We start from the raw sequence: 14,780 nt of genomic DNA on the forward strand, positions 1-14,780 counted from the left end.
ATAAAATTGATAAAACAAGAGAAACCAGTTACCAACTTGCCTTTCTTAAACCCGGTATTTCACCCCGCATAGCAGCTTCTCGCAATTTAATACGACTTAAACCAAACTTTCTTAAAAAAGCATGAGGCCTACCTGTTAAGCTACATCGATTACGACGACGAGACGGACTAGAATCACGCGGCAATTTCTGTAATCGTAAAATTGCTTGCCATCTTTTAGCATGCGAAACCTTACTATTAGAAATAATAGACTTCAATTTAGTACGTTGATTAAAAAACTTACTAACTAATGCAGCTCGTTTCAATTCACGAGCCACTACTGACTGTTTTGTCACATACTACTCCCAATAATATTTATTTTCTAAATGGAAACTGAAAAGCAGCTAATAAAGCATAACCCTCACTATTAGATTTTGCGGTGGTAGTAATTGCTATATCTACACCACAAGTCCTATCGACCTTATTATAATCAATTTCTGGAAAAACAATCTGTTCACGTATGCCAAAATTATAATTACCATACCTATCAAACGATTTATTAGACAAACCACGAAAATCCCTAATACGAGGTATAGCGACAAAAATTAATTTTTTTAAAAAATCCCACATACGTACATCACGTAATGTAACTTTACAACCAATAGAAAAACCTTGACGAATCTTAAAACTAGCAATTGACTTTTTTGCTTTGGTAATAAAAGGTTTTTGTCCTGAAATTGCAGCTAAATCCATCATAGCATTTTCTAATTTTTTTTTATCTGTTCCTAATATACCTAAACCCATATTTAAGGTAATTTTTCTAATCTTAGGTACTTCCATAACAGATCGATAATCAAAGTCACGCATTAATCGAGGAACTACCACGTCTCTATAAAAATCATATAAATCCGACATTCTAACTTACCGCAACTTAAACATTCTCTCCACTAGATTTAAAAACACGAACCTTTTTGCCATCTTTAATCTTAAAAACCACCTTATCTAATCTACCACATGTAACATTAAATATAGCAATATTAGAAATATCAATAGGCGACTCTTTCTCAAAGATACCACCAAGCTTTTTCATTGCTGGTACTGACTTCTGATGTTTTTTTACCAAGTTCAAACCTTCAATAAAAACCCTGCCAGAAGCTAAAATAAACTTGACTTTACCATGCTTGCCTTTATTCGCTCCCTTTAATACAATAACTTCATCGCCACAACGAATTTTTGCTGACATAAATTACCTTTTAATACTACATATATTAAAGAACTTCTGGCGCTAAAGAAACAATCTTCATAAATTTTTCATTACGCAACTCTCTAGTAACAGGGCCAAAAACACGAGTACCAATAGGCTGTTCATTAACATCATTAAGCAAAACACAAGAATTAGTATCAAACCTTATCAAAGAACCATCTGAACGACGCACACCTTTCTTAGTACGTACTACTACAGCTTTCACAATATCACCCTTTTTAACTTTACCTCGAGGCATCGCATCCTTAATAGCTACTTTAATTATATCACCAATAGCCGCATATCGACGACGAGAACCACCAAGCACTTTAATACACATTACGAAACGAGCCCCAGAATTATCAGCTACGCTTAATATACTTTGTTCTTGAATCATAATAAATTACCTTCAATCCTTAAAGTTAAAACAAAACAAATCAAAACACAACCACTCTCTAAAAATTTTTTAAAATACATATTAAAAAACAGTCTTCTTAACGATCGAAACTAAAATCCAAGACTTAGTTTTAGAAATCGGACGACACTCTTTAATTTTAATAATATCTCCAATACGACTATCATTATTTTCATCATGCACATGCAATTTCGTTGTACGTCTTATAAATTTCCTATAAATAGGATGTTTAATAAACCTTTCTATCGATACGACAACTGATTTTTCCATTTTATCACTAATTACACGACCATGCAAAATATTAATTCTATTAGACATCATAAGACCTAGTTTTATTAGATAAATAAGTTTTAATTCGAGCAATATTACGACGTATCTCTTTTAATAAATGAGTTTGATTGACTTGACCCATTCTTATTTGCATACGAACATTTATTTGTGTATGTAAAAGGTTTAATAAATCAAAATTCAATTCTTCAACATTTTTCTTATGTAATTTTCGTAACTTCATATATTAACCAACTTTTGTAACAATAACAGTCTTAACAGGTAATTTTGAAGATGCCAACTTAAAAGCCATCCTCACTAAATCCTCAGGAACACCGGACATTTCATATAAAACCCTGCCAGGTTGTACTAAAGCTACCCAATATTCCACATTACCTTTACCCTTCCCCATACGAACTTCTAATGGTTTTTTAGTAATTGGCTTATCTGGAAAAATTCGAATCCAGATTTTTCCCTGACGCTTCACTGCGCGAGTCATGGCACGCCTCGCTGCTTCTATCTGATTAGAAGTTAATCGACCATGGCTAATAGCCTTTAAGCCAAAATCACCAAAATCAACAGAAATACCAACTGCTACACCACGATTTCTACCCTTGTGCATTTTTTGAAACTTTGTGCGTTTCGGTTGTAACATAAATTACCTTTCCTAAACATTATTTAATACGCCCCCTACGAGACGGTTTTTTAATTTGAGCAGATGTAGTTACAGTAACTGGAGTAATAATTGGCATACCACCTAAAATTTCACCTCTAAATACCCATACTTTTACACCAATAATTCCATAAGTAGTGCGTGCTTCAGACATACTATAATCTATATCAGCACGTAATGTATGTAATGGAACACGACCTTCACGATACCACTCAGTGCGTGCAATCTCAACTCCACCCAAACGACCACTTACCTCCACTTTTATTCCCTTAGCTCCCAAACGCATAGCACTTTGCACAACTCTCTTCATAGCCCTTCTAAACATCACTCTACGTTCTAATTGAGAAACAATATTATCAGCTAATAACTTGGCATCTATCTCTGGCTTACGAACTTCAGCAATATTAACCTGTGTAGGAACACCTGAAATATGCGCTACAACTCTTCGTAATCTTTCAACATCTTCTCCTTTTTTACCTATTACAATGCCAGGTCTAGCAGTATAAATAGTTACACGAATACTTTTAGCAGGACGTTCAATAACAATACGAGATATTAACGCTTTTGACAATTCTTTAAATAAAAAAGAACGCACTCTAAAATCGCTAAATAAATTGTTAGCAAAATCCTTAGTACCAGCATACCAAGTAGAATTCCAATACCTAATGATTCCTAAACGAATTATGTTAGGATGTACTTTTTGTCCCATTACCAAACCTTTAAGTTATCTAATTTTAATCAATAATAATCTAATATGTTACAATTACAGTAACATGACTAGTACGTTTCAAAATACGATCAGCACGACCTTTAGCACGTGGAACCATTCGTTTAGCAATCGGGCCGACATCAACAAAAATCTTAGCAACTTTTAAATCCTCAATGTTTAAACCAAAATTATGTTCAGCATTAGCAACGACAGATTTTAAAAGTTTCAAAAGCAAGAAAGCAGATTTCTTGTTAGAAAAATTTAAAATATTAATCGCTTGAAATACTTTCTTTCCTCTAATCATATCTACAACTAAACGTACTTTTTGAGGAGAAGATTGCATATAACGATATTTTGCAATAGCTTGTTGCATTTATTTTAACCTTAACCTAACGTTTTTTAACTTTTTTATCTGATATATAAGTATGACCTCTATAAGTACGAGTTGGAGAAAATTCTCCAAGCTTATGACCAACCATTTCTTCACTAATAAATACAGGTACATGTTGTCGACCATTATGAACAGAAATAGTTAAACCAATCATCTTTGGGAAAATAGTAGAACGCCTAGACCAAGTACGAATTGGTCTTTTATTACCACTTTCTACTGCTTTTTCCACTTTTCTTAATAGATGAGCATCAATAAATGGACCTTTTTTAAGAGAACGTGGCATAAAATTTTAATTATCCTCTAATTTATTTAACACTACGATGACGTATAATAAACTTATCAGTACGTTTGTTACTACGAGTTCTCTTACCTTTAGTTTTTAAACCCCAAGGAGAAACCGGATGTTTACCAAAATTACGACCCTCACCACCTCCATGAGGATGATCTACTGGATTCATAGCAGTACCTCTGACAGTTGGACGAATACCTCGCCATCTACTCGCACCTGCTTTACCAAACATACGTAACATATGCTCATTATTGCCAACTTCACCCAACGTTGCACGACATGTAGCTTGAATTTTACGCACTTCACCTGAACGAAGACGCAAAGTCACAAAAGAATCATCCCGAGCTATAATCTGAGCACATGCACCTGCAGAACGCGCTAATTGCCCTCCTTTACCAACTTTCATTTCTATATTATGTACAATAGAACCAATCGGAATAAATTGCATAGGCAAAGAATTACCAATTCTTACCGGCACATCAAGGCCAGATTGAATTTCATCTCCAATTTTTAGATTTTTTACTCCTAAAATATAACGACGCTCACCATCTTTATATAAAATTAAAGCAATATAAGTAGAACGATTAGGATCGTATTCCAAACGCTCTACTACACCTAAAATATTATCTTTATTCCTTTTAAAATCAAGCAATCGATAACACCTTTTATGTCTACCACCAATATGACGCACTGTAATACATCCACGATTATTACGCCCTCCTGATTTTCTTAATGGACGTAATAAAGCACTACAAGGACTACCTTTATGCAAACTATAGTTAACTACCTTAACTAAATGACGTCTACCAGGCGATGTAGACTTACACTTTACAATAGTCATAATCAAATAATCTTAATATTTTGATGTTCATTTATGCACTTTATTCAACTTGGTCTCGCTAATTAAATCTATTCTTTCACCTTCTTTTAAAGAAACATATGCCTTTTTCCAATCACTACGACGACCAAAATGCTTCTTACTGCGCTTTATTTTTCCTTTAACTACCAAAGTCCGTACATTTTGTACTTTAACGGAAAATAAATTTTGCACAGCAATCTTGATATCGATTTTTTTAGCAGATTTGACTGTTCTAAAAACAACAGTATTAAATTTATCCGTAGCAACTGACGTTTTTTCAGAAACGTAAGGAGATTGAAGTACATTTAATAAATACTCTCTATAAATTTTACGCACACATTTCCTCTATTTTTCTGATTGAATCACAAACCACAACTACCTTATCAAAAATAATCAAACTAATAGGATTAATATTAATCGTTTGAATAACTTTAATATTCTGCAAGTTACGAGCAGCTAAAAATAAATTATTTTCCCTATTGTTAACAATAATCAAAATTTTTTTCAGAATTTCTCTTTCAACTAATTTCATATCTTTTAACTTTTCTATTAAGGAACTGGTTCTTGGTTTGTTAATAGAAAAGTTATTAACAATAAACAAACGCTTCTGACGAACTAATTCAGATAGGATACTCCTTAATGCGCCCTTATACATCTTTTTATTAATTTTTTGGCTATAATCTCGAGGTTTAGAAGCAAAAGTAACACCGCCAGAACGCCAAATAGGACTTTTCACAGAACCAGCACGTGCTCGACCTGTCCCTTTCTGACGCCAAGGCTTCTTATTAGAACCAGTTACTAATGCTCGACTTTTCTGAGATTTTGTTCCTTGACGAGAACCAGCCGCATATGCAACAACAACCTGATGTATCAATGCTTTATTAAAAGGCCTATCAAATACAAAACTTGACACTTTTAACATAAGACCATTATCTTGTAACTGTAAATCCATAAAACACTCTCGAATCAAATACCTAAATCAAATTTACCTATATTTTATAAATCACCTTCTTAAACTTTATAGAAATCAATTTACCTAATAGAAGGCTTAATCAAAATATCATTTCCAATAGATCCCGGTATTGATCCTTTAATTAATAATAAATTACGGACTAAATCAACACGGACAAGATCCAAACTTTGTACAGTATTTTTCTTATTACCTAATTGTCCAGGCATCTTTTTACCTTTAAAAACTTTTCCTGGAGTTTGATTTTGTCCAATAGATCCTGGAGCTCGATGTGATAAAGAATTTCCATGACTAGCATCTTGTGAATGAAAATTCCAACGCTTAATGACACCTGCAAATCCCTTACCTTTTGATATACCAGTTACATCAACTCGTTTGATAGACATAAAAGACTCAACGTTAAACTTCTGACCTACTTTAACATTTAAGATTTCTTTTTCAGAAATACGAAACTCCCACAAACCACGCCCTGCCTTCACTCCTGCCTTTAAAAAATGACCTAATTCTGCCTTATTCAAGCGACTCTTCTTCCTACTACCAGTAGTAAATTGAATAGCAAAATACCCATCACTGTGTAGATTTTTAATTTGAGTGACACTATTAGGCTCTACGTAAACTACGGTAACTGGGGTAACAACACCATTTTCATTAAAAATCCTAGTCATACCCAATTTTTTACCAACTAAACCATACATTTACAAAAATCCTTGATAATATGAAAAATATAAAAAAGCAAATTAACCAAGACTAATTTGAACATCAACACCAGCAGCTAAGTCTAATCTCATTAAAGCGTCAACAGTTTTTTCAGTCGGCTCAACAATATCCACTAATCGTTTATGAGTACGTATTTCATATTGATCGCGGGCATCTTTATTAACATGAGGAGAAATTAAAACAGTAAAACGTTCTTTACGGGTAGGCAAAGGAATAGGGCCACGTACTTGAGCTCCAGTTCGTTTAGCAGTTTCTACAATTTCTGCAGTTGATTGATCAATTAATTTATGATCAAAAGCTTTCAACCTAATCCTAATTCTTTGATTTTGCATAATAACAAAGGCTCCACTACTCAACGTTTGCATATTTAGTTACATGCAAATAATTACTAATTCCATATTATAAAACACAAAAAAAAGAACAATAAAACCTATCCCCAAATCATGTAAATAATCAAATACAAGAACAACCCATATCAGTATAAACTATTATACCTATAAATAACAATAGATCAATAATAACTTAGAAAACCGAAATTGCAATTAAACAAGATACTAAATCAAATCAAAATACAATAAAATATAAATATAAATTTTAAAATACGGTAAATTAATCTCTCTACATAAGTAAGGATTAAATAGAATCTAAAAAATACAAAATACCAACTTCAAATTTAATAAACCAAAATTAAATTTCCACATAACATAAAGTAATTTCCATAGATAAATAATCTAATAATTATTAGCAACTTGTTGTGCTTATTTATCTATCCTGCCATTCAAATAATCATTTTTCATTTGTGACTGTAAATAATTACACATTCCAATTTTTGAAATGAAATACAACTCAGTTTCCAAAAAATCTACATGTTTTTCTTCATCAACAAGAATTTTTAACATTATATCTCTTGATACATAATCACTTGTTGAATCAATATAAGCAATACTTGCTCGTAAACTTTGTATATTACGTAATTCTAAATCTAAATCATTTTTTAAAATACTCTCAACATCATTACCGATACTCAATTTATCAAATCTGGATATATCTAATACTCCATCTAAAAATAAAATGCGCATAATACAAGAATCTGCATGCTTTTGTTCTTCCATAGATTCTTGATATTCCATTTGAAAAAGATGCACTAAACCCTGCTTCTTAAATATACTAGAATGTAAAAGATACTGATTTATAGCAACAAGTTCATTTTTTAATATATTATTAAAATGATTAACCACCTGATCATCAATTTTCATAAATTCACCTATTCATTCATATGATCAACATGATAACCCAAAAACACACAATCATATCTTTCATAATGATATTTGATCATAAAATACAAGAACTACACCAGTTATAATTAATTCATTATTTCATAATTTTATCCAACTGAATATAACAAGAGAGCATACCCAAAATAATTAGTTATACATACAAAATTAATTGAAATTTTAGATAAAAAATAATTAACACTAATTATACACAAAAAATTTATTTATAAAATAAACAAAAAAATTTTGGATGTAAATTAAATAACACAAAACATAAAATTTGCTGACAGGCAGATTTGAACTGCCGACCTCATCCTTACCAAGAATGTGCTCTAACCAACTGAGCTATGTCAGCAAAATTACGATTAAATAAAGCGGACAGTGGGAATTGAACCCACATCATCAACTTGGAAGGTTGAGGTAATATCCATTATACGATGCCCACCAAAACTAAAAAAAAGATAAAACTACATAAAAGCAAAACAGATGGTGGGGGAAGGATTCGAACCTTCGAAGTCTAAGACGACAGATTTACAGTCTGCTCCCTTTAGCCGCTCGGGAACCCCACCAAGACACAAACAAATGCCGGCAGAAGGACTTGAACCTTCGACCTACTGATTACAAATCAGTTGCTCTACCCACTGAGCTATACCGACCTCTACAAGATTAGAATACAAGATCTTAAAATAAAACATATCAAACCGATAAAATATTTATTTTAAATTATAAAAACTACAGATACTAATATGTTACACAACAACACACCAAGAAATAGAAAAAATTACGCAACCGAAACAAATCAAATACTAACAAGCCAAACATAATTTATTCATAGATTCATAGTATTTAACTATTAATATTTTTGCAAGAAATTATTTACAATTATTAATAAAACATACCAACATTTGTGGGAAATGACATGAATAATAATAAAATACAATTATCTTCAGTTCCTTATCTAGAATTTAATCGCACCCAATGGTCGAGATTAAGAAATTCGGTTCCGTTACTTTTAAACAAGAAAGAAATAAAAAAAATACAAGGAATTAATGAAGAACTTTCTTTACAAGAAGTCAAGAATATTTATCTACCTTTATCACGCCTTCTTAATTTCTATATTACATATAACATAAGACGTAAAATTGCAACAGAACAGTTTTTAGGAACTAATATTCAACCTGTTCCTTATATTATAGGAATAGCTGGAAGTGTCGCAGTTGGTAAAAGCACAACCGCTAGAGTATTAAAAACATTGCTAAGTAGATGGCCAGAACATCGTGTGGTAGAATTAGTAACTACAGATGGATTTCTACATTCTAATAAAATTTTAAAAAAAAGAAACATAATGAAAAAAAAAGGCTTTCCACAATCATATGATACACGAAGCCTAGTACACTTTCTTTCCAAAATAAAATCTGGAGAAAAAATAATAAAAGTTCCAATTTATTCTCACTTAATATACGATGTTATTTATAACAAAAAAAAAACAATATCAAAACCAGATATTTTAATCCTTGAAGGACTTAATGTACTACAAAGTAATTTAGACTATAAAGAAAACGCCTATAATATATTTGTATCAGATTTTCTCGATTTTTCTATTTATGTTGATGCTCAAGAGTGGCTATTGAAACGCTGGTATATTCAACGTTTTCTTAAATTACGCCAAAGCACTTTTTTAAACGCTAATTCCTTTTTCCATCACTATACTAAACTTTCCAATCAACAAACTATCAAAAACGCATCTAAAATATGGAAAGAAATTAATAGTCCAAATTTACGACAAAATATATTACCTACAAAAAAACGTGCGAACCTCATTTTAATTAAAAGCATAAATCACAAAATAAATAAAATTAAGGTAAGAACATAATCTAATTACTTTCTTTACCATTAAATAATAATCTAAATATTTTATAATATAAATAAGTCAACATTTAATAACAAATTTAATAACCTTATATTCGACAAATATTTAAAATAATCAAAACACGATTACTGAAATTATCTCATCCATTTGAAATAAACTCTATAATCATATGGTAAAGTAATAAAATAAATTTAATATCAACTAAAATAATTTTTAAACGTTCAACATAATGATACTAATTTTAAATAAAATAACTAATCGATGGACCCAAATAATACTATACACATTTAAATAAACAATTAACCTAACTAAAAAATATTAGCATTCAAATAAGAATATACTCTTCCGGATCTTTCTAATAGTAAAGCACCCTGTCTATTTATACCACGATTAATACCTTGTAATATTTTATTATTAACCAATAATTTTATTTTTTTATTATAAAAATTATCAAATAATGACCAACGCATAACAAAAGACCTAAAATCTCCATGCTCAAATTTTCGTAAAGTATCATGTAGAACACTAATTAATTCAAAAATTAGTAAATTACGATTGATATAAATATCAAATTCTTGTAAACTTGCCCAACTATTTTTATATACCATATTGCTATAATGTGCTGACATATGAAATGACGATAAATTGATGCCAATGCCAATTATCAAATGTAAAAAATCATCATTAATTTTATTTTTAATTTCTACTAATATTCCCGCTAATTTACGATTATTAAGATAAATGTCATTAGGCCACTTAATTCGTACCATACGTACACCTAATATCTTCAATGTTTCTGCCACCACAACAGCAACCATTGGGCTAAATATCGTATTAAATACTTTTCTCTTAACCATATGCCAATAAATAGAAAAATATAAATTACCACCAAGAAAAGATATCCATTTTCTACCCAACCTACCCATTCCTTGACTCTGATACTCTGCAATACAAACATCTCCAGATTTTAAATTAACAATATGATCTATCAAATATTTATTTGTTGAATCAATTATTAAAAATAAAAATAAATTATTATTCGAATAATCTTTTAAAATATCAGATAAAACATAAAATTCAGTAAAACTCCTATATTCATAATAATAACTAAATTTATTTGCTATATCATGTAATTCCCAATCACAAATTATATGCATATGTAACCAATTTTGAAATCCACATTAATAAAATACACTAACATAATTCATTAAATAATTTAATTGCATCGATTTCACCATGAGCATCAATAAATCTTACTTCTGGCTCTAACCAAATTGAAAACTTATCAGCAACTCTATTACGAATAAAACAAGCTAATTTAACAATCTCAATGCCTGTAGCACACTGATTACTGTTAATTAAAACTAAAGATTGCTTACTGTAAACTCCCGCATTACCTAGCCGATAACCTTTTAAATGACAACTATCTATTAACCAAGCTGCAAATAATTTCACTTTTCCATTACACTGAAAGGAACATGGCATATCAGGGTAACAATTAGATAAGTTATCAGCTATATTCCTATCAACAATTGGATTCTTAAAAAAACTGCCAGCGTTTCCAATTACCGAAGGATCAGGTATACTCCTGCAACGTAAATCATAAATAAAACGAAACAATTGAATAGGTGAAATTTCGCTAACATTTAAACTACGTAATGATCTATAATTAAGGACAGGATGCCAAATTTTAGAAATTTTTAATCCAACAGCAACAACAGCATATTTGTAGAATTTTTTTTTAAATATACTATCACGATATCCAAACTTACAATCAAAAGACATGAAGCGAATTTTTTCTCCATTATTTAACTGTAAAACATCTACATATTCACAAAATTGCTGTAATTCAACACCAAAAGCTCCAATATTATGAATAGGAGCAGCTCCCACATAACCAGGTATCCATGCTAAATTTTCCAAACCAGGCATGTTTCGAAATAAACTATAAACAACTAGCTGATGCCAAATCTCTCCTGCTCCGATATGCAAATGCCAAAAATTACTAGATTCATGCACTAATAATCCTTTTATACGATTCAACAACACAACACCATTATAATCTTCTAAAAATAAAACATTACAACCGCCCCCTAATAATAACACTGATTTATTATTCTGAGTAGCCTGCCGCCAATATATTAAAAGTTCACTTTCACTATAAACTTCCTTAATACTTTCGGCTGATACATCAATAGAAAAAGTATTAAAATATTTCAAAGTTACCTTATTAAATATACACATAACTTAATTCAAATATTAAAATTCATAATTATACCTATATTAAATAAATGCCAATATAGAATAAAACATTGAGTTAAATTTGATCGTCACACCTATTAATTATTTTATAATTAATAGGTGTGACGATCAAATATTCCAAAAATTTATTGAACAGCCACTATACGGTTATTTTGTAAAATTAATTTAATATTTTCTCCAGGTATTATAGAATTAGAAAGAATTTGTTGAGATAAAGGATTCTCAATCTCTTGTTGAATAGCTCTCTTTAATGGTCTAGCACCATAAACTGGATCAAAACCAATCTTGCCGAGAAATTCTAATACACTGTAATCTATTATAATTGAATAACCTTTTTCCTCCAAACGTTTACAAAGACTATTCAATTGAATTTCTGCTATCTTAATAATATGATCATTATTAAGAGGATGAAAAACTACTACTTCATCTATCCTGTTAACAAATTCTGGACGAAAATGAGAGTTAACTACATTAAATACTAAATTTTTCATTTCTTGATAATCAAATTGATCAAAACGTTCTTGAATAATATCTGAACCTAAATTAGAAGTCATAATAATTACAGTATTACGAAAATCTACCGTTCGGCCATGTCCATCAGTCAATCTACCATCATCTAATACTTGCAATAATATATTAAACACATCTGAATGTGCTTTTTCAATTTCATCTAATAAAATTACAGAATAAGGATGTCGACGTATAACTTCAGTCAAATATCCACCTTCTTCGTAACCAATATAACCAGGAGGTGCACCGAGTAATCTTGAAACAGAATGTTTTTCCATAAATTCAGACATATCTATTCGCAACATAGCGTTGTTAGTATCAAATAAAAAATATGCTAATACTTTGCACAATTCTGTCTTTCCAACACCAGTAGGGCCTAAAAACATAAATGAACCAATAGGTCTATTAGGATCAGCTAAACCAGCGCGACTACGTCTTATAGAATTTGAAACAGCTTCTACAGCTTCATTTTGACCAATTATTACTTTATGTAACGATTCTTCCATACGTAATAACTTATTTCTTTCGCTTTCTAACATTCTAGATACTGGTATTCCAGTCCAACGAGCTAACACTTCAGCTATTTCTACATCCGTTACTCGATTACGCAATAATTTCATATTTTTGTCTTTGGACTGTAAAATAACCGATAATTTTTTCTCTATTTCTGGAATTTTACCATATTGTAATTCAGACATACGAGCTAAATCGCCAACACGACGAGCTTTTTCCATTAAAATTTTCGCTTGTTCTATCTCAGATTTTAAAAATTGGGTACTTAATAAAGAATGCTTTTCTTCTTGCCAATCTTTTTCTAAAGCAAAAAAAGAACGTTGCTTATCCGTTAATTCATTATTAAGAATCTCCAAACGTTTCAAGCTAGCTTCATCCGATTCCTTTTTTAATGCTTGTTTTTCTAATTTCAATTGGATAATGCGTCTCTCTAATCTATCTAATTCTTCTGGCTTAGAATCCATCTGAATGCGAATACTGGAAGCAGCTTCATCAATAAGATCAATTGCTTTATCTGGTAATTGACGATCAGTAATGTAACGATAAGAAAGTGTCGCTGCAGCTACAATTGCTGGATCAGTGATTTGTACATGATGATGCAATTCATAACGTTCTTTTAATCCACGCAAAATGGCAATCGTATCTTCAATAGTAGGTTCGACTATAAATACTTTTTGAAAACGTCTTTCTAATGCAGCATCTTTTTCAATATATTTACGGTATTCATCAAGAGTTGTAGCCCCTACACAATGTAATTCGCCACGCGCCAATCTAGGTTTAAGCATATTACTAGCATCCATAGCTCCATCAACTTTACCAGCACCAACCATAGTATGTAATTCATCAATAAATAATATTATACTACCTTCTTGTTTGGACAAACTGTTTAAAACACCTTTCAAACGTTCCTCAAATTCACCTCGATATTTAGCTCCAGCTAATAAAGCTCCCATATCTAATGAAAGAACCCTATTATTTCTTAATCCTTCTGGCACTTCACCATTCACAATACGCTGAGCTAATCCTTCTACAATAGCCGTCTTTCCTACTCCAGGAGAACCAATAAGCACAGGGTTATTCTTTGTACGTCTTTGCAAAACCTGTACAGTACGTCTAATTTCTTCATCTCGACCAATTACTGGATCTAATTTACCCTGTTCTGCAAACTGAGTAAGATCAATAGTAAACATTTTTAATGCTTGACGTTGATCTTCTGCCCCTTGAAAATGTATACCCCCTTCATCACAACGTATCTTATCTATTCCTTGAAGGATTTTATCCCTAGTCACGCCATATTTTTTTAATAAATCAGATAAAATTCTTGAATCTTCAAATGAAGACAGCAAGAACAATTCAGAAGAAATAAAATTATCAGATCGTTTCTGAGCTAATTTATCACACATATTTAAAATTTTTATTAAATCAGAAGAAAATTGAACATCACCTCCTACACCTTCTACTTTTGGTAACTTTTGACATAATTGCTCAATTTGATTGCTAAATTTAAACACGTCCACTTTAACATACTGAAGCAAAGAACAAATACTACTATTATCTTGTCTAAGTAATGACGCCATTACATGTAGTTCATCAATAAATTGATTATCTAACCCAAGAGCCATAGACTGAGCATTAGAAAGAGCCGATTGAAATTTATTAGTAAAACGATCAAAACGCATATATCTCTCTCCATTCAAATTAAATTGTAACTACACACAACACAAATACACTCCTTTACAATTTAAAAAAATAAATACTTAAATAAAACAATATCAATTTAAAGCTTATATTTTAATAAATATCCAACAACTAACTTAATTAGTACATAAATCAACATCAA

General features: G+C 30.9%; 20 protein-coding genes and 4 tRNA genes. 1 reads left to right on the plus strand and 23 read right to left on the minus strand.

Features of this window, described 5'->3' with window-relative positions; all coding sequences use genetic code 11:
- Nucleotides 1-28 precede the first annotated feature (28 nt).
- From rpsN to GN160_RS01265, 20 genes are all read right to left on the minus strand, one after another.
- A complete protein-coding gene (gene rpsN / locus GN160_RS01170) occupies nucleotides 29-334 on the minus strand; it encodes a 30S ribosomal protein S14 (RefSeq protein ID WP_192380695.1) in 306 nt (101 codons plus the stop codon).
- A gap of 19 nt (nucleotides 335-353) precedes the next feature.
- Complete coding sequence (rplE, locus tag GN160_RS01175) at nucleotides 354-893, minus strand: 50S ribosomal protein L5 (protein ID WP_192380697.1); 540 nt, start codon at nucleotides 891-893, stop codon at nucleotides 354-356.
- Between the two features lie 16 nt (nucleotides 894-909).
- A complete protein-coding gene (rplX, locus tag GN160_RS01180; protein WP_192380699.1) occupies nucleotides 910-1,221 on the minus strand; it encodes a 50S ribosomal protein L24 in 312 nt (103 codons plus the stop codon).
- Between the two features lie 25 nt (nucleotides 1,222-1,246).
- A complete protein-coding gene (gene rplN, locus GN160_RS01185; protein ID WP_192380701.1) occupies nucleotides 1,247-1,618 on the minus strand; it encodes a 50S ribosomal protein L14 in 372 nt (123 codons plus the stop codon).
- Between the two features lie 81 nt (nucleotides 1,619-1,699).
- Entirely contained in the window at nucleotides 1,700-1,954 is a 255-nt protein-coding gene (gene rpsQ / locus GN160_RS01190; RefSeq protein ID WP_192380864.1) for a 30S ribosomal protein S17, read from the minus strand.
- On the minus strand, nucleotides 1,947-2,147 hold the full coding sequence (gene rpmC / locus GN160_RS01195) for a 50S ribosomal protein L29 (RefSeq protein ID WP_192380702.1): 201 nt from the start codon (nucleotides 2,145-2,147) through the stop codon (nucleotides 1,947-1,949). Before rpmC ends, rpsQ begins: the two co-directional genes overlap by 8 nt.
- Nucleotides 2,148-2,150: 3 nt before the next feature.
- Entirely contained in the window at nucleotides 2,151-2,558 is a 408-nt protein-coding gene (gene rplP, locus GN160_RS01200; RefSeq protein ID WP_192380704.1) for a 50S ribosomal protein L16, read from the minus strand.
- A 19-nt stretch (nucleotides 2,559-2,577) separates the two neighbouring features.
- Nucleotides 2,578-3,285, minus strand: a complete 708-nt coding sequence (gene rpsC / locus GN160_RS01205; protein ID WP_192380706.1) for a 30S ribosomal protein S3 — start codon at nucleotides 3,283-3,285, stop codon at nucleotides 2,578-2,580.
- Between the two features lie 40 nt (nucleotides 3,286-3,325).
- Nucleotides 3,326-3,658 (minus strand): 50S ribosomal protein L22, encoded by a 333-nt coding sequence (gene rplV, locus GN160_RS01210; RefSeq protein ID WP_192380708.1) that lies wholly within the window; start codon nucleotides 3,656-3,658, stop codon nucleotides 3,326-3,328.
- 16 nt (nucleotides 3,659-3,674) lie between these two features.
- Nucleotides 3,675-3,959 (minus strand): 30S ribosomal protein S19, encoded by a 285-nt coding sequence (gene rpsS / locus GN160_RS01215; RefSeq protein WP_192380710.1) that lies wholly within the window; start codon nucleotides 3,957-3,959, stop codon nucleotides 3,675-3,677.
- A gap of 22 nt (nucleotides 3,960-3,981) precedes the next feature.
- A complete protein-coding gene (rplB, locus tag GN160_RS01220) occupies nucleotides 3,982-4,806 on the minus strand; it encodes a 50S ribosomal protein L2 (RefSeq protein ID WP_192380711.1) in 825 nt (274 codons plus the stop codon).
- A gap of 27 nt (nucleotides 4,807-4,833) precedes the next feature.
- Nucleotides 4,834-5,151: a 50S ribosomal protein L23 gene (rplW, locus tag GN160_RS01225; protein ID WP_192380865.1), complete on the minus strand. Its 318-nt coding sequence runs from the start codon at nucleotides 5,149-5,151 to the stop codon at nucleotides 4,834-4,836.
- A 1-nt stretch (nucleotide 5,152) separates the two neighbouring features.
- A complete protein-coding gene (rplD, locus tag GN160_RS01230) occupies nucleotides 5,153-5,776 on the minus strand; it encodes a 50S ribosomal protein L4 (protein ID WP_192380713.1) in 624 nt (207 codons plus the stop codon).
- Between the two features lie 80 nt (nucleotides 5,777-5,856).
- A complete protein-coding gene (rplC, locus tag GN160_RS01235; RefSeq protein ID WP_192380715.1) occupies nucleotides 5,857-6,489 on the minus strand; it encodes a 50S ribosomal protein L3 in 633 nt (210 codons plus the stop codon).
- Nucleotides 6,490-6,531: 42 nt separating this feature from the next.
- Nucleotides 6,532-6,843, minus strand: coding sequence for a 30S ribosomal protein S10 (gene rpsJ / locus GN160_RS01240; RefSeq protein ID WP_192380717.1), 312 nt, complete (start codon nucleotides 6,841-6,843; stop codon nucleotides 6,532-6,534).
- Between the two features lie 426 nt (nucleotides 6,844-7,269).
- On the minus strand, nucleotides 7,270-7,767 hold the full coding sequence (bfr, locus tag GN160_RS01245; protein ID WP_192380719.1) for a bacterioferritin: 498 nt from the start codon (nucleotides 7,765-7,767) through the stop codon (nucleotides 7,270-7,272).
- A 299-nt stretch (nucleotides 7,768-8,066) separates the two neighbouring features.
- Nucleotides 8,067-8,140 (minus strand) — tRNA-Thr (locus tag GN160_RS01250).
- A gap of 18 nt (nucleotides 8,141-8,158) precedes the next feature.
- Nucleotides 8,159-8,230, minus strand: a tRNA-Gly gene (locus tag GN160_RS01255).
- A 42-nt stretch (nucleotides 8,231-8,272) separates the two neighbouring features.
- Nucleotides 8,273-8,354, minus strand: a tRNA-Tyr gene (locus GN160_RS01260).
- Nucleotides 8,355-8,368: 14 nt separating this feature from the next.
- Nucleotides 8,369-8,441 (minus strand) — tRNA-Thr (locus tag GN160_RS01265).
- Between the two features lie 263 nt (nucleotides 8,442-8,704).
- Here GN160_RS01265 and coaA point away from each other — a divergent pair.
- Nucleotides 8,705-9,658 (plus strand): type I pantothenate kinase, encoded by a 954-nt coding sequence (coaA, locus tag GN160_RS01270; RefSeq protein ID WP_192380721.1) that lies wholly within the window; start codon nucleotides 8,705-8,707, stop codon nucleotides 9,656-9,658.
- Between the two features lie 305 nt (nucleotides 9,659-9,963).
- Here coaA and GN160_RS01275 read toward each other — a convergent pair whose 3' ends face one another.
- The 3 genes from GN160_RS01275 to clpB all read right to left on the minus strand — a co-directional run bounded on the left by GN160_RS01275 (nucleotide 9,964) and on the right by clpB (nucleotide 14,619).
- Nucleotides 9,964-10,812, minus strand: a complete 849-nt coding sequence (locus GN160_RS01275) for a biotin--[acetyl-CoA-carboxylase] ligase (protein ID WP_192380723.1) — start codon at nucleotides 10,810-10,812, stop codon at nucleotides 9,964-9,966.
- Nucleotides 10,813-10,849: 37 nt separating this feature from the next.
- On the minus strand, nucleotides 10,850-11,899 hold the full coding sequence (murB, locus tag GN160_RS01280) for a UDP-N-acetylmuramate dehydrogenase (RefSeq protein WP_192380725.1): 1,050 nt from the start codon (nucleotides 11,897-11,899) through the stop codon (nucleotides 10,850-10,852).
- Nucleotides 11,900-12,042: 143 nt separating this feature from the next.
- Nucleotides 12,043-14,619: an ATP-dependent chaperone ClpB gene (clpB, locus tag GN160_RS01285; RefSeq protein ID WP_192380727.1), complete on the minus strand. Its 2,577-nt coding sequence runs from the start codon at nucleotides 14,617-14,619 to the stop codon at nucleotides 12,043-12,045.
- Between the last annotated feature and the right edge of the window lie 161 nt (nucleotides 14,620-14,780).

It is taken from the genome of Blochmannia endosymbiont of Colobopsis nipponica, assembly GCF_014857065.1.
GTDB lineage: Bacteria > Pseudomonadota > Gammaproteobacteria > Enterobacterales > Enterobacteriaceae > Blochmanniella.

What these genes read in the sequence shown, in the direction of transcription:
- murB (WP_192380725.1), bottom strand. Translation starts at nt 11,899, where the DNA reads ATGTGTATATTTAATAAGGTAACTTTGAAATATTTTAATACTTTTTCT.
- rplN (WP_192380701.1), bottom strand. Translation starts at nt 1,618, where the DNA reads ATGATTCAAGAACAAAGTATATTAAGCGTAGCTGATAATTCTGGGGCT.
- rpmC (WP_192380702.1), bottom strand. Translation starts at nt 2,147, where the DNA reads ATGAAGTTACGAAAATTACATAAGAAAAATGTTGAAGAATTGAATTTT.
- rpsC (WP_192380706.1), bottom strand. Translation starts at nt 3,285, where the DNA reads ATGGGACAAAAAGTACATCCTAACATAATTCGTTTAGGAATCATTAGG.
- rplE (WP_192380697.1), bottom strand. Translation starts at nt 893, where the DNA reads ATGTCGGATTTATATGATTTTTATAGAGACGTGGTAGTTCCTCGATTA.
- rpsQ (WP_192380864.1), bottom strand. Translation starts at nt 1,954, where the DNA reads ATGTCTAATAGAATTAATATTTTGCATGGTCGTGTAATTAGTGATAAA.
- rpsJ (WP_192380717.1), bottom strand. Translation starts at nt 6,843, where the DNA reads ATGCAAAATCAAAGAATTAGGATTAGGTTGAAAGCTTTTGATCATAAA.
- rplV (WP_192380708.1), bottom strand. Translation starts at nt 3,658, where the DNA reads ATGCAACAAGCTATTGCAAAATATCGTTATATGCAATCTTCTCCTCAA.
- rpsS (WP_192380710.1), bottom strand. Translation starts at nt 3,959, where the DNA reads ATGCCACGTTCTCTTAAAAAAGGTCCATTTATTGATGCTCATCTATTA.
- rplD (WP_192380713.1), bottom strand. Translation starts at nt 5,776, where the DNA reads ATGGATTTACAGTTACAAGATAATGGTCTTATGTTAAAAGTGTCAAGT.
- GN160_RS01275 (WP_192380723.1), bottom strand. Translation starts at nt 10,812, where the DNA reads ATGCATATAATTTGTGATTGGGAATTACATGATATAGCAAATAAATTT.
- bfr (WP_192380719.1), bottom strand. Translation starts at nt 7,767, where the DNA reads ATGAAAATTGATGATCAGGTGGTTAATCATTTTAATAATATATTAAAA.
- rplB (WP_192380711.1), bottom strand. Translation starts at nt 4,806, where the DNA reads ATGACTATTGTAAAGTGTAAGTCTACATCGCCTGGTAGACGTCATTTA.
- coaA (WP_192380721.1), top strand. Translation starts at nt 8,705, where the DNA reads ATGAATAATAATAAAATACAATTATCTTCAGTTCCTTATCTAGAATTT.
- clpB (WP_192380727.1), bottom strand. Translation starts at nt 14,619, where the DNA reads ATGCGTTTTGATCGTTTTACTAATAAATTTCAATCGGCTCTTTCTAAT.
- rplC (WP_192380715.1), bottom strand. Translation starts at nt 6,489, where the DNA reads ATGTATGGTTTAGTTGGTAAAAAATTGGGTATGACTAGGATTTTTAAT.
- rplP (WP_192380704.1), bottom strand. Translation starts at nt 2,558, where the DNA reads ATGTTACAACCGAAACGCACAAAGTTTCAAAAAATGCACAAGGGTAGA.
- rplX (WP_192380699.1), bottom strand. Translation starts at nt 1,221, where the DNA reads ATGTCAGCAAAAATTCGTTGTGGCGATGAAGTTATTGTATTAAAGGGA.